The organism is Streptomyces sp. NPDC056160 (genome assembly GCF_042268205.1).
Lineage (GTDB): Bacteria > Actinomycetota > Actinomycetes > Streptomycetales > Streptomycetaceae > Streptomyces.
On the sequence record NZ_JBHJUW010000010.1, the window covers coordinates 36,077 to 50,752 of the forward strand.

Genomic DNA, 14,676 nt, shown 5'->3' on the forward strand with positions numbered 1-14,676 from the left:
CAGCCGCAGTCTAGGAAGGCGCGTGAGCAGCGCACCAGACATCATGCGCGGATAAATCGCCTGAACCTTCGATTATTTACGGAATCCCTGAGTCCGTGTGAGTCCGCATGGGGCCGCCTGGTTCCGCAGAGGTCCGTGCGGGTCCGTACGGGGGGCAGGTCCCTCCCCGCGATAGGGAAACCCCTCACCCTCGTCCCACTGCCTGTCCGCCCCCGGCCCCGGTTCCCGACACTCGTGCGTCGGCTCCGCTCCGTTCGTGGGCGGAGCCGACGGCACCCGTGGGTGTGCGCTGCCTCCCTCACCGCTGTGCGACGCAGTGCCGGGCGTTCACCCGCACGAGGCGAAAGGAACTCCCCGTCCCATGGACATACCAAGAGCCGCACGTCTGCTGACGGTCACTCTGGCCTGCGTGTCCGCGTCCGCGATCGCCCTGCCCGCCGCCGTGGCGGCGCCGGCGTCGCAGCCGCGTCCCCACCCCTCCGCCCCGGCCGCCGGTCCGGCGGCCTTCGCGGCGGCACCGTACACCGCGAACCCGGCGCCCGCCGTGCGCAGCCGCGTCGTCGACGACGCGCGCAAGGCGCTGTCGGCCCACGCGGGCGCCGCCCACAAGGCCGCCGGTGACGCCTTCGTTGTCCGCAACCTGGTGGTCGACCGGGACGGCTCCGCCGCCGTCCGCTTCGACCGGAAGTACAAGGGGCTGCCGACCTACGGCGGCGACGTCATCGTGCACCTGAAGAAGGACGGCACGTACGCGTCGCTGGCCACCGGATCGCAGGCGTCCGGGGCGGTCTCCACCGAGCCCGCCCTGCCCGCCTCGCGCGCCGCGAAGGTGTCGGGGGCCGTGTTCGACGGCCGCGTCGAGTCGGTGTCCGCCTCGCACCTCGCCGTCCAGATGAGGGGGTCCCGCGCCGCCCTGGTCTGGGAGACCGTCGTCACCGGCGTACGCCCGGACCGGACGCCGAGCCGCCTGCACGTCCTGGTGGACGCCCGTACCGGCAAGGTCGTACGCACCAGCGACGAGGTGGACACCTTCGCCGCCGAGGGCGCCGCGCGCGCCGCCCGCCCGGGGGCCGCCACCGCGCAGGCCACCGCTCCCCGGTCCACCGCCGCGCAGGCCACCGGCACCGGCCAGTCGATCTACAGCGGCCGGGTCTCCCTCGACGTCACGCAGTCCGGCAGCGGCTACTCGATGCAGGACCCGGCGCACGGCAACGGCTACACGACCAACCTCAACCACGCCACCAGCGGTACCGGTTCGGTCTTCACCAGCTCCAGCGGCAACTTCGGCAACGGCTCCAACAGCGACCCCGCCTCCGCAGGCGTCGACGCGCACTACGGCGCGGCGATGACGTTCGACTACTACAAGAACGTCCAGGGCCGCAACGGCATCTTCGGCGACGGCCGGGGCGTACCGTCCCGCACGCACTACGGCAACGCGTACGTGAACGCCTTCTGGGACGGCTCCCAGATGACGTACGGCGACGGCCAGGGCAACGCCCGTCCGCTGGTCGAACTCGACGTCGCGGGCCACGAGATGAGCCACGGCGTCAGCGGCGCCCTCACCGGCTGGGACGAGACCGGTGAGACCGGCGGCATGAACGAGGGCACCAGCGACATCTTCGGCACCATGGTCGAGTTCTACGCCAACAACCCGGTGGACACGCCCGACTACACCATGGGCGAACTCATCAACATCAACGGCGACAACCGCCCCCTGCGTTACATGTACAACCCGTCCCTGGACGGCCAGTCGCCCAACTGCTGGAACAGCGGCAACGGCAGCCTCGACCCGCACTACTCGATGGGTCCGCTCAACCACTGGTTCTTCCTGCTGGCCGTCGGCAGCGGCGACCACGGCTACGGCAACAGCCCCACCTGCAACAGCTCCACGGTCAACGGCATCGGCAACGACAAGGCCGCCAAGATCTGGTACAAGGCGCTGGCCTCCTACGCCAACAGCAGCGAGGACTACCACCAGGCCCGCATCGACTCGCTGAAGGCCGCCGCCGACCTGTACGGCGCGCACTGCACCGAGTACAACACGGTCGAGGCCGCCTGGGCGGCGGTCAGTGTCACCGGCGCCGACCCGGTACCGGGTCCCGGCAACTGCGGCGGCCAGCCGGGCGCGCCGTCGGTGACCAACCCGGGCGGGCAGAACAGCACGGTCGGCACCGCTGTCTCCCTCCAGATCCAGGCGAGCGACCCCGGCGGTGAGAAGCTCACCTACAGCGCGACCGGCCTGCCCGCCGGGCTGTCGATCGACTCCTCCACCGGCCGCGTCACGGGTACGCCGACCACCGCCGGCACCTCCTCCGTGACCGTCACGGCGAAGAACACCGACAACGCCACCGGCTCGGCCACCTTCACCTGGACCGTCACCGGCGGCGGCACCCCGCCCGGCGGCTGCGGCGGCCTGCCGGCCTGGAGCGCGACCACCGGCTACACGCCGGGCGACCAGGTCTCGTACAACGGCCACAAGTGGTCCTCACAGTGGTACTCGACCGGCGCCGAGCCGGGCGCGCCCGGGTCATGGGCCGTCTGGAAGGACGCGGGCGCCTGCTGACCCAGCGCACGGCAGCTCACTGACAACTCCCTGACGCGACCGGGCCGTTGGTCTCCCCGCCAGCGGCCCGGTCCGCACGTTCGCCCACCGTCCACCTCCCGGTGCCGGTGGCCCTCATTGGTCTTGACCTTTCACCGAGGGCGGTCCTACATTCGGCGCGGCGCGTGAATGGCAGGTTCATGATCGATACCCGCGCAGGTGCTCGTACACGTACTCGTACCAGTACTCGAACTCGTACCAGTACTCGTGTCCGGCGTACCCGAGGCATGAACGAGGCTGTGTCCGGAAGGGTCCCCGATGACCGAGCCGACCACCCCGCCGGCGGACCGCCCGGCAGCACGTCCCCGGCCGCCCGTCATCGGACGCGACGCCCTCTGCGGCACCGTACGGACCCACCTGGCCGGCGGCGGCGGAGTCCTGCTCACCGGCCCGGCCGGCATCGGCCGGACCACCGTCGTGTCCCAGCTGGTCACGGACGCGGCCGCCCGGGGCCGGCTGGTCCTGCGCTGCGCGCCCTCCCCGGCCGAACGCGACAGCCCCTTCCTCGGCCTCATCGACCTGTTGGCCCCGGTCGGCGACGACGCCCTCGCCACGCTGGCCGCCCACGAACGCACCGTGCTCGAAGCGGCCCTGCTGCGGGGCGCGCCGCCCGCCGGCACCGACCCGGCCACCGGACGCGACGCGCTCGTCCTGCGCATCGCGGTCCACAGGCTCCTCGCCCACCTGTCCGGCTCCCGCCCGCTCCTGCTCGTCGTCGACGACGCCCAGTGGCTCGACCGGCCGACGGCGGACATCCTCGCCTTCCTCGCCCGCCGGGCCCCCGCCCGCCGCGCGGGACCCGGCCCGGACGGCGGCACCTCGGTGCTCGTCGCCCTGCGCACGGAACCCACCGCGGACGGTCCCGAGGCGCAGGCGGCGCAGGAGCCGTGCCACGGCCCCGAGGCACAGGAGCTGTGCCCGCCACCGGTCCGCCGGATCCCGGTCCCGCCCCTGACCGCCCACCAGACCGCCGAACTGCTCGACGCGCACGACCACCCCGCCTGGCCCCGCCCGCTCGTCGCCCGGCTGCACCAGGCGAGCGGGGGCACCCCGCGCACCGCCCTCGAACTGAGCGCCGCCCTCGACGAACGCCTCCGCATCGAGGGCGCCGACCTGCCCGACCCGACCGAACCCCTCCCCGTCCCCGACTCCCTGCGCCGCCCGATCCTCGACCGGTTGGACGCCCTGCCCCCGAGCGCCCGGCACACCCTGATCACCGCGGGCACGGCCGTCCGCCCCACCGTGGAACTGCTGCGGCGTGCGGGCTGCCCCGGCGCCGCCGACGACGTGGACACCTGCGTACGGCACGGCGTCCTGCACAGCCCACGGGCCTTCGACCACGGCGTCCTCCGGTTCCGGGACCCGCTGACACCGATGGTCCTGTGGACCGTGACCCCGTACGAACGCCTGACGCGCGCCCACCGCGCCCTGGCCGAGGCCTCCGACGACCCGGTCGAGCGCGCCCACCACATCGCCCGGCTCACCGCGGGCCCCGACCCGGCCGTCGCGGCCGGGCTCGCCGACGCCGCCCGCGCCGCCCGCCGCCGCGGCGCCCCCGGAACCGCGGCGAGACTGGGTCGCATGGCCGCCGAGTACACGCCCGCCGGCCAGACCCACGTCGACATCGACCGCCGCCTCACCGCTGCCGAGGACGGTATCGAGGCCGGGGACTTCGACTTCGCCAGGCAACTCGCCTACGAAGTCCTCGGCGAGGCCGACCGCCCCGCCGACCGGGTCCGCGCCTGGAACGTGGTCATCGACTCCTGCGGCCAGGCCATGGCCGAGATCACCGACGTCTTCCCCGAAGCGGTGCACGACGCCGGACGGGACCCCGGGCTGCTCGCCCAGCTCCACTACCGGATGAGCTGGCGCGCCTGGATGGTCGGCGGCTCGGCGGTGCGCGCCCACGACCACGCGGTACGAGCCGCCCGCCTCGCGGCGCGCTCGGGCGACCGCCGCACCGAACTCATGGCACTGACCCAGCAGGCGGCCCTCGAACTCTTCCTGGGCGACCCGCGGGCCGAGACGACCCTGGCCGCCGCGCTCGCCGCCCCCCACGACGTGCACGCCATGACCCACCACAACGGCCCCACCTACCTCAAGCACCGCTTCCACCTGGTCCGCGACGAACTCGACGAGGCCCGCGCCGAACTGCGCACCCTCGTGTACACGCTGCGGCAGCGCGGCTCGGCGGACAGCCTCAGCCAGTGCCTCAACGGCCTCGCCCAGGTCGAGATCGCGCGGGGCCGCTGCCGCCCGGCCCTGACCATCGCCCGGCAGAGCCTGCGCATCACCGAACAGGCGGGGCTCAGCCAAGGCCCCGCCTGGTACACGGTCGCCCTCGCCGAGACGGCGGGCGGCAGCCTGAGCCAGGCGCTCGCCGCGGCCCAGACCGCCCGCCGGCACAGCGAGGACGACGACGACCGCCTCTTCCTGCCCCGCGCGCTGCACGCCGAAGGACGGATCAGACTGTTCAGCGGGGAGCCCGTCCGGGCGGCCGAACTCCTCCGGCAGACAGCCGACTTGGAGACCGGCCAGGGCCAGAGGGACCCCGCGACCCGCCGCTGGCACGCCGACCTGGCCGAGGCGCTGGCCCGCACCGGCGCGACCGACGAGGCGGAGGCCGTCATCGCCCGCGCCCGCCACCAGGCGGAGCGGCTCGGCCGGCCCGGCGTCCTGGCCACCCTCGACCGCGCGGCGGCGGCCGTCGAAGCGGCCCGCGGCGAACTCCCCGCCGCGGCAACGGATTTCGCACGGGCCGCGACACGTCTACGATCCACCGGTTACCCCTTGGAGGAGGCCCGCACCCGCGTGGCACTGGGCCGGGCGCACCGCCTCCTCGGCGACGAACCGGCCTCCCGCACCGCGTTCGCCGACGCCCTGCGGATCTTCACCAAGGCGGGCGCCCGCGCCTGGGTCTCCGTCACCCGCGCCGAACGCGACCGCGCCGACGACCTCCGCGCCCCCGTACCCGACGGCACCTCCTGGTCCGAACACCTCACATCGACCGAACGCAGCGTGGTCACCCGCGCCGCCCAGGGCGCCACCAACCGCGAGATAGCGGCAGGCCTCGTCCTCAGCGTCAAGACCGTCGAGGCGGCCCTCACCCGCGCCTACCGCAAACTCGGCGCCAAGTCCCGCGTCGAGATCACCCGCATCATCATGACGCGGCCCACGGCGTAGGGGGAGACCGAGGACGGTACACCGGCCGACGGCCGTTAGGGTGAGGTCGTGGTCGGTCTCACCGAGGCGAAACTGAGAACGCTGGCCGGGACACGTTCCTTCGAACGCGGACTCGGATACGTGGACGCTGTGTCCGGCATCGAGGTCGGCACCGACTCGATCAGGGCATCGGTCCAGGGCACGCACCGGTACGAGGCGGAACTGAGCCTCGGCGGTTCCCGGGGCCTGTCGGGGGAGTGCGACTGCCCGTACGGCCAAGAGGGCAACTTCTGCAAACACCTGGTCGCGCTCGGCCTGGTCGCGCTGTCCCGCAAGGCCGACCTCCCCAGCCAGAGGAAGACGGCCCGGAACCGGGCTCAGGGCCTGGACGCCTGGTTGTCGGCTCTCTCCCGCGAGGAACTGCTCGCCCTCGTACGGAACGAGATCACCGAGGACCGCAACGTACGCCGCCGCCTGGAACTGCGAGCCGCGAGCGCCCGGGGAGACCTGGCCGCACTCCGCTCGCGGCTGCGAGAACTGCTGGACATCGGCCCGTTCGCGTCCTACGGCTACGTCGAGTACGCCGACGCCCGCGCTTATGCGGACCAGGCCGGGCAGGCGGTGTCGGCGATCAGGGCGCTGACCGCCTCGGACCGCCCCGCCGACGCGGTGGCCCTGGCGCGGGAGGCGATCGCCCTGCTGGCAGCGGCGGCGGAGAACGTCGACGACTCCGACGGACGCCTCGGGCAGATGGGCGCCGACCTCGCGGACCTCCACCACACCGCCTGCCGCGCGGCCCGCCCCGACCCGGAGGAACTCGCGCACTGGCTGGTCGGCCACGCCGTCGACGAGGCGGCGGCCGACCTGACGTACGTCGACCCGCTGGACTACGAGGACGTACTGGGCGAGCGGGGCATGGCAGCCCTGCGACGGCACACCGTCCTCGCCTGGCAGGCCCACCGCACCGGCTGGGCGGAGAAGCACCTGATGCAACGGCTGGCCAAGGCGGGCCGGGATGTCGATACGGTGATCGCCGTACACGCGGCCGACCTGGCACCGAACGGCCACACCCACCTGCTCATCGCCCGCGAACTGGAAAGCTCGGGCCGCTTCGCCGAAGCGTTGGAATGGGCTGAACGAGGCCTGCGCGACACCGGGAACCTCGCCACCGTCGACACCGCCCTGGTCGACCACCTCACCGACCGCTACACACAAGCCGGCCGCCTCACCGACGCCGTGGCCCTGCGCCGCGCACACTTCACGTCCCGCCGCACTCTCCTCACCTACCGGCAACTGCGCGCAGCGGCCCAGGCCGCCACCTGCTGGCCGACGGAGCGGGAGAACGCCCTGACCCTGCTGCGTGCGGACGCCCACGCCGCCGGGAAGAACACACAAGGCGCCTCTGCCCTGGTGGACGTCCTACTGGACGACGGGGACATCGACGCGGCCTGGCACGCAGCGACGACGTCCGGTGCCCACGACACCCAGTGGCGCACCCTCGCCGACACCTCCCGCCCCACCCGACCCGCGGAAGCCCTCGCTGTCTACCTCCGCCTGGCCAAGCCCCTCACGCACGAGACGGGAATCCGCACCTACGAGGAACTGGTGTCCCTCCTCCTGAGCATGCGCGACTGCCACCGCGCCCTCGGCACCCAGGACGACTTCACCGCATACGTCACGACCCTGCGCACCACCCAGAAGCGCAAACGCAACCTGATGCGGCTGATGGACGAACACGGCCTGTGACCCGGCCCGCCGACTCGATGCGCACGACCCTCGTCGACCGGTCGGCACTCCGCACGAGCAGTTGAAAGTGATGGCATCACAACTCGGTCACTACCTTCACTGATTCCTCACATCGACTGTGTCGACGCAGGTAGCTTCCCCTTTCACGTACTGAAACAGGGGGGTCCTGTGAGCTACCACCAGCCTCAACCGCCGTTCCAGCCGCCGCCCGGACCGCCGTCCACCCGGTCGGCACCGAAGTGGGCCCGCAAACGGTTCGTACTGCCGGCCCTGGGCGTCGCGTTCATCATCGGCGTGGGCAGCGCCGGCGCCGCCGGCCAGAACCCGGACGCGACGAAGCCGGTGGCCAACGACAAGGTGCAGCCGACGGTCACGGCCACGGCCACGGTCACCGCGACACCCACGGCGACGCAGACCGTGAAGCCGAAGCCGGCCCCGACGGTGACGGCGACGAAGACGGTCCAGGTAAAGGTGACTGTCACCGCACACGCAGCCGCGGACTCGGGAACGGACGAAAGTTCGACGTCCGGCGGATCGTCGTCCAGCGGCGGCTCCGGCTCGTCGGGCGGCTCCAGCTCGTCGGGCGGCTCCAGTTCCGACGGCGGCGGTGCGACGGCGCGGTGCAACGACGGCACGTACTCGTACGCCGCACACCACCAGGGAGCCTGCTCGCACCACGGCGGCGTGGCCGTCTTCTACCGGTAGTCGACGTGCAAGGGCGGCCCCTCCAACTGCCGCCCGATTACGGAACCACCCACTCCACTGAACAGAGGAGGCTGGTCCCGCGTCTCCGGGTCCTCCGGTCCTGAGCGCTCATGGCGCCCTGGTCCCTGTGCGGACCGGGGGCTTCGTCGTGCGCCGGTCCTCCCAGGGCGTCGGCCGCTGGTCGACTTCCGGAGACCACCAAACTCTTGGCCGAGTGGCTACCGGAATCCGTCTGCGGTTTCCCGTGTGCGCTTACTGGGAGGGGAAGGTGATCCGGAGCACGATCTCAGCGTCGTCGATCTCCCCGGTGGGCTCGAACCCGAACTTCTGGTAGAAGGGCCACGGTTCGCCATCGCCGGGATCGTAGCTGGTCAGCAACTCGGTGGCGCCGTCCTCACGAACCAGGGCGGCGATCTGCGTGAGAACCTCTCGGCCGATCCCTCGCCCCTGATGGTGCTTGTCGACCAGGAGGCGCCAGATGAAGTGCCGCCCTGTGTAAGGACCAGCCGACGGCTTCCACGACAGCATCACGAAGCCCACTGGCTCGTCACCGATGTACACCGCGCGGTACCAGGGATTGGCCTCCGGGTGCTGTGCCGCCTGCTTGAGAGACTTGGACACGGAAGCGACGAACTGCTTCTGGTCGCGTCGGACGCGGAGGGCACGAACGGCATCCCGGTTCTCGTCAGTGATCTCGCGCAGGTGCACGTCTGGAGACCTCACGCCCCACCCCTTCCTGCATGCGGCGGCTGTGCCGTCCGGATCGACGTGAAGAGCCGTTCTCGCGTGGCAGTCAGGCGCAGCGTATTCGGCGCCACGGATCTGGTGCGGGACCGGCACGCCGGGCCGCGTCCGCTCCAGAACAGCCGGTGACCTGGGCAGAAGCGCTCAGATTGTGTGAACGAACAGTCCGCAGACCCCGGCATACGGCCGCTTCGAGCCGCACATGCCTGCACAAACGCGAAGACCCCGACCTCAGCGTTTCCGCTGGTGACGGGGTCTTTGGGCACCTTATAAGGGGTGCCCCCGGCAGGATTCGAACCTGCGCACACGGCTCCGGAGGGAGCTTGACTACCAAGCATCACACCAGGTCACCGTCCTACGGACTGCTGTTAAGCGAGTACGCGTCCACACATAGTCCACTGCTCTCGGGATGAGCATCAAGGAAGCTAAAAATCCGCATCTTAGTGGGGCTGACGGTCACTCAGGCTACGCTCCGGACGTGGCGTTTCTTGTGACACTGCCGAAGCGGCAGATGACTGACATCCATGAGCGGCTGCAGTTGCAGCTACGACTGACCAAGGTCCTCTCACCACAAGCCCGGCCACTTGGGCCGGACGTTGGCCTACCAATGGCCATGGTGATCAGTGAGGATGCGGCCGGCAGCGGTCATCGATCTCGTCGGCTGGTCTGGATGGGCAGTGTGGCCCGTCACAACACCCCCGGAACTGTGGACAAGAGCATCACCATCGATCCTCTGCGGGAGTGCAGGGAGCCTGTACCCCTTGACGGGCCGGACGGTCTCCTGGCACTGCTGCGAGATGACTTGAAGGACGAGTTCGATCAAGCCTGTCTCCTGGATTGGGCCAATCGTTGCAGCCGTGCGCTTTGGGACGCGCTTGAGGCGGCTCTTCGGGAGAGGTACCCCCGCGTGGTTCCTCTCCTGGACTGGTTGCTCGCGCAGGCGGATCCCCCGGTACTTGATAGCCGAGATCCAGCAGACCGCGCATGGCAAGAACAGCAGGACGCGACTCGAAGCCTCGTGCGGATCTCAGATTTTCCGTTGTCCTCGCTGAATGCATGGCAGCGGCCAGCGACACGGGACGCACCCTATCTCGCGGGGATAATTCCACAGCCCTCCGAGGCCAGCCTAATTGAACGTGACATACGTGCCGCAGGCCCGGCATTCGACCTTGACAGTGATTGGCTCAGGGGGGACGAGGTGAGGTGTGACATCAATGTGCTATCGGACGGAAAAGGCCGACGGCTAGAAATCGTTAACGTGAATGCGCTTCCACTGGAGGCCCGCACTGGAACAGACATGATTTATTATCACGTCCCCACTGAGAGTTTTGTCCTCGTTCAGTACAAACGCCTTGACCCGCGTAAGAAGAAGATTCGGGTTGATGAGCGCTTGCGTAGTCAACTTGATCGTCTCGCGGAAGTGGCGAAGTTGAGTAGTTCTCCTGAACGACCGAGAGAGTGGCGGCTGGGCAGTGACCCCTGTTTTCTCAAGCTTGCCTACTGGCCTGAAAACAGGTTCGCGAAGTCAGTTGATGGGCTAACTCCAGGCATGTATCTCCCCGAATCCTATGTGAGGTTGCTGCTTGAAGACGAGTGCACGCGCAGCTCACGAGAAGAATCTAAGGCGCGAGTGCTGGGCTACGGGAGTGTGGAACGTCATCTTGTCGGCGCCCAATTCGTGCAATTAGTCAAGGAAGGATTGGTTGGGACGGTCCGCACAACACGAGAAGCATTGTGGGAAGTGGTGAAGCGTCGAGCCGAGCAGGGGCAAAACATTCTCCTTGGCAGGGAGTACAGCACTGAATCTGTGCATGAACGACAGCAGCGAAACCGGAGCCGATCCTCTAAGGATGGGTCGTATGTGCATAAAATTTACACTCAGGAGACGCTTTTCGGCTCCGGTTCTGCCGAGTAAAGCTTATGGCCGAATGCATGGAAGCCCGGACGCGTGCACCTGGCTGGTGGGGTGGTCATTCAGCACCCCATCTCTCAGTAGTGCGCCAGTCGTAGCCAGCGATCTCCGAGACGCATGAAGAAGGTGATCTAGAGGTGTCGCTTGTCCTGTCCAGAGGTGGTGTGAAGCTGCCTGACAGCGGACAGCTGGGACGCCGTGCGTCGATCCGTCACTTGCAGAGATCTATGCGCTCGCTGGACCGTCCCCCTCTTGAGTGGTGTCGCTCTGCTTGGTCTGTTGCGCAACCATCACGGCAGCGGGTAGCCCCACCAGTTGACCTTGCTGTGCGAAAAACACGCCTATGTCCGCTTTTGCGCTGCCATTAGGGGCCAGTTCACCAGACGGTGTCAGTGACATCCCTTATCTTTTCGCTTAGCACTGTACGGCGCTTCGGTCACTGCTCTGGAGACCCCGCCCGCGCTTCAACGACGAACTTAGAAACTAGGACGCCATGAGCAACCTTGGCCAGATGGCCTGGAACATCGCGGACGGCCTGCGCGGCCCGTTCAAGCCGAACCAGTACGGCGATGTCATCCTGCCCTTCACCGTACTGCGCCGCCTGGACTGCACCCTGGCATCCACCCGCGACCAGGTGCGCGAGCTTGCCAGCAAGTATGAAGGCAAGGTCCTAGACGTCCAGGTCCGAAAGCACACCGGCCTGCCGTTCTACAACACCAGCAAGTTCGACTTCCCGCGCTTGTTGGAAGACCCCGACGGGCTGCGCGCCAACCTGGTCGACTACGCCAACTCTTTCTCGGAGAATATCGACATCTTTGAGAAATTCGAGTTTGAGAAGACCATCGACAAGCTCGCTGAGAAGCACCGCCTGTTCTACGTCGTTGAGGCCTTCGCCGGAATGGACCTGCACCCGTCGGTGGTGTCCAACTCCAAGATGGGTGACCTGTACGAGTACGTCATCCGCAAGTTCGCAGAGGCTTCCAACGAGACCGCCGGCGAGCACTTCACCCCGCGCGACGCGATCCGCCTGATGGTCGACCTGTTGTTCGCCGAGGACACGGCGGCCCTTATGGAGCCCGGCGTGGTCCGCTCCATCTACGACCCCACCGCGGGCACCGGCGGCATGCTGTCCATGGCCGAGAATGTCCTGACCGGCCCGGGCAGAAACCCTCAGGCGCGCCTGCGGCTGTACGGGCAGGAGGTCAACGACCAGTCCTACGCTATCTGCAAGGCTGACATGATCAGCAAGGGTCAGGACGTCGATAACATCCGCCTGGGCGACACCCTCGCCGACGACAAGTTCGCCGGCCAGACCTTCGACTTCTGCATGTCCAACCCGCCCTACGGTATGGACTGGAAGGCATCCAAGAAAGCCATTGCCAAGGAGCTCAAGTCGTCCCACGGTAAGGGCCGCTTCGGCCACGGCCTGCCCCCGATCAACGACGGTCAGATGCTGTTCCTGAGCCACCTGGCCCACAAGATGCGCCCTGCCAAGGACGGCGGCGGCCGCGCTGGCATCGTCATGAATGCCTCTCCGTTGTTCAACGGGGCCGCCGAGTCCGGACCGTCGAAGATCCGCCAGTGGCTGTTGGAGAATGACCTGGTCGACGCGATCGTGGCCCTGCCGACCGACATGTTCTACAACACCGGTATCGCAACATATATCTGGATCCTGGACAACACCAAGAAGCCCCAGCGTCAGGGCAAGGTCCAATTGATCGACGCCACCGGCATGGGCACCAAGATGAAGTCCCTGGGCTCCAAGCGTAAGGAACTCAACGAAACCGCGCGCGAGCAAATCGTCGCTCTGTATGACGCCTACGAGGACGGCGAGCAGTCCAAGATCCTTCCCAACGAGACCTTCGGGTACTGGACCATCACCGTGGCCACGCCGCTGCGTGTCAACTACTCGGCCGCCCGTGCTGCGGATCTCGACGAGAAGACCCTGACCAAGGTCTTCGGTAAGACCAACGATCCGGCCCCCTACCTCAAGGCCCTGGCCGAGATGGGTGAGCAGATCTACCGTGCCCGCGAAGAATTCCTCGACGCCGTGCGAACCTCATTCGTCCCGGTCGGTCTGGCCCTGACCCCGGCTCAGTACCGCAACCTCGCTGTCGCGCTACGAGCCGAGGACCCCGAGGGCGAGGTCGTCCTGGATACCAAGGGCAAGCCCGTCATGGGTGCGACCGACACCGAAAATGTCCCTTTCACCTATGCGGGTAACCACAACGGCGAGCATGGGTACGAGCAGACGGTCCAGGCATACATGGAAGCCGAGGTTCTGCCCTACGCGCTCAAGGCTGAGGTGATTCACAAGGACACCAGGGTGGGCTATGAGATTCCCATCAACCGAATCTTCTATAAGTATGAGCCTCCTCGCCCACTGGCTGAGATTGACGCTGCTCTCGAGTCCCAGATCGCCAAGATCCTCGGGATGCTGAAGGCGGTGGAGGCGTGAACCAGACTCTGACAGAGACCGGGAACGAGTGGGCGCCGGTGATCCCTGCCCACTGGAGGCTCAGCAGGCTGAGGCGCGAAGTTGTCATTGCGGGTGGGCAGGTGGATCCGACGTCCCCCGAATGGCGCGACGTTACCCTCATCGCCCCCAATCACATCGAGTCGGGCACCGGAAGAGTCCTCTCCCGGGAGACGGCGGCAGAGCAGGGTGCCAGCAGCGGCAAGTACCGCGTTCTTGCAGGACAAATCATCTATTCGAAGATTCGACCCGCCCTGAACAAGGCGACGATCGCAACCGAAGACTGTCTGTGCAGCGCCGACATGTACCCGCTGACAGTCCTCGGGCGCACCGACAAGAGGTACGCCCTCTACCAAATCCTTGCTCGGCCGTTTCACCGGTTCGCTTCAGTCACGTCGCTGCGCGTGAAGATGCCGAAGATCAACCGCGAAGACCTCGCTGATGCTCCGTGGCTTCTGCCTCCGTTGGAGGAGCAGACCGCAATTGCGGGCTTCCTGAACCGTGAGCTTAGCGGGATCGATGAAATGGTCGCTGAGCAACAGTCCTTGGTCGAGATGTTGCGTGCCCGTCGAACTGCTCTCGTCGAGCGCGCAGTTACTCGAGGTCTCGACGCCTCCTCCGAGTTGCGTGACGGCAACCTATCTTGGGCTCCTGAGGTGCCTGCTCACTGGAGGGTGGCGAACGTTCGTCGTTTTGCCCAGATGAAGACAGGGCACACGCCGAGTCGGAGCAAGCCGGAGTACTGGGAGAACTGCACGATCCCCTGGATGACTCTCGCGGACGTGTGGCAGCTCCGTCCTGGCAAGGAAATGTACGTCAGCGAGACCCAAAGCAAGATCAGCGAGCTGGGTCTGGCTAACTCGGCCGCCGAACTCCTGCCCGCAGGAACCGTCATGCTGTCACGCACAGCCTCGGTCGGGTTCTCCGGGATCACGCCCGAGCCCATGGCGACCAGCCAGGATTACTGGAACTGGGTGTGTGGTCCTGAGCTGCTACCGGAGTACCTGGTGTGGCTGTTCCGGGCAATGCGTCAGGAGTTCAACGCCCTGATGATGGGCTCGACACACAAGACGATCTACCAGCCGACCGCGGCTGCGATCCGTATCCCGGTGCCGCCGCGAGATGAGCAGCAGGCGATCGTGGACTACATCGTCGAGCACACCACGCGCATTGACAAGCTGATCGAGGAGTCGGAGCTTCTAGTCGAACTGTCGCTGGAGCGCCGATCTGCGCTGATCACTGCTGCGGTGACCGGGCAGATCCCACTCAAGGAAATGTGCAAGTAATTACTCACGAAGTGGCCTCGCCCGCTCGATTGCTGGCGGGGTC

8 protein-coding genes and 1 pseudogene are annotated in these 14,676 nt (G+C 67.7%); 7 read left to right on the top strand and 2 right to left on the bottom strand.

Annotation, left to right across the window (positions count from 1 at the left end):
* Positions 1–361 precede the first annotated feature (361 nt).
* The 3 genes from ACFC02_RS05700 to ACFC02_RS05710 all read left to right on the top strand — a co-directional run bounded on the left by ACFC02_RS05700 (position 362) and on the right by ACFC02_RS05710 (position 7,510).
* Positions 362–2,563, top strand: coding sequence for a M4 family metallopeptidase (locus ACFC02_RS05700; protein ID WP_376352655.1), 2,202 nt, complete (start codon positions 362–364; stop codon positions 2,561–2,563).
* Between the two features lie 297 nt (positions 2,564–2,860).
* Positions 2,861–5,785, top strand: coding sequence for an AAA family ATPase (locus ACFC02_RS05705; RefSeq protein WP_376352657.1), 2,925 nt, complete (start codon positions 2,861–2,863; stop codon positions 5,783–5,785).
* Between the two features lie 48 nt (positions 5,786–5,833).
* Positions 5,834–7,510 (top strand): SWIM zinc finger domain-containing protein, encoded by a 1,677-nt coding sequence (locus ACFC02_RS05710; protein ID WP_376352660.1) that lies wholly within the window; start codon positions 5,834–5,836, stop codon positions 7,508–7,510.
* Between the two features lie 185 nt (positions 7,511–7,695).
* Here the strand turns inward: ACFC02_RS05710 and ACFC02_RS05715 are convergent, their stop codons facing one another.
* Positions 7,696–8,136, bottom strand: a complete 441-nt coding sequence (locus tag ACFC02_RS05715) for a hypothetical protein (protein WP_376352800.1) — start codon at positions 8,134–8,136, stop codon at positions 7,696–7,698.
* A gap of 16 nt (positions 8,137–8,152) precedes the next feature.
* Here ACFC02_RS05715 and ACFC02_RS05720 point away from each other — a divergent pair.
* Positions 8,153–8,215: pseudogene (locus ACFC02_RS05720) on the top strand (flagellar motor protein MotB); the annotation flags it as partial.
* A gap of 252 nt (positions 8,216–8,467) precedes the next feature.
* On the opposite strand, the gene ACFC02_RS05725 reads toward ACFC02_RS05720, so the two are convergent.
* Positions 8,468–8,923, bottom strand: coding sequence for a GNAT family N-acetyltransferase (locus ACFC02_RS05725; RefSeq protein ID WP_376352663.1), 456 nt, complete (start codon positions 8,921–8,923; stop codon positions 8,468–8,470).
* 445 nt (positions 8,924–9,368) lie between these two features.
* On the opposite strand from ACFC02_RS05725, the gene ACFC02_RS05730 reads away from it, so the two are divergent.
* From ACFC02_RS05730 to ACFC02_RS05740, 3 genes are all read left to right on the top strand, one after another.
* Complete coding sequence (locus ACFC02_RS05730; protein ID WP_376352666.1) at positions 9,369–10,874, top strand: hypothetical protein; 1,506 nt, start codon at positions 9,369–9,371, stop codon at positions 10,872–10,874.
* 490 nt (positions 10,875–11,364) lie between these two features.
* A complete protein-coding gene (locus tag ACFC02_RS05735) occupies positions 11,365–13,329 on the top strand; it encodes an N-6 DNA methylase (protein WP_376352669.1) in 1,965 nt (654 codons plus the stop codon).
* Positions 13,326–14,633: a restriction endonuclease subunit S gene (locus ACFC02_RS05740; protein ID WP_376352672.1), complete on the top strand. Its 1,308-nt coding sequence runs from the start codon at positions 13,326–13,328 to the stop codon at positions 14,631–14,633. Before ACFC02_RS05735 ends, ACFC02_RS05740 begins: the two co-directional genes overlap by 4 nt.
* Positions 14,634–14,676: the final 43 nt, after the last annotated feature.

Coding starts and splice junctions, on each gene's coding strand:
- ACFC02_RS05735 (WP_376352669.1), top strand. CDS start 11,365: ATGAGCAACCTTGGCCAGATGGCCTGGAACATCGCGGACGGCCTGCGC.
- ACFC02_RS05700 (WP_376352655.1), top strand. CDS start 362: ATGGACATACCAAGAGCCGCACGTCTGCTGACGGTCACTCTGGCCTGC.
- ACFC02_RS05705 (WP_376352657.1), top strand. CDS start 2,861: ATGACCGAGCCGACCACCCCGCCGGCGGACCGCCCGGCAGCACGTCCC.
- ACFC02_RS05730 (WP_376352666.1), top strand. CDS start 9,369: ATGAGCATCAAGGAAGCTAAAAATCCGCATCTTAGTGGGGCTGACGGT.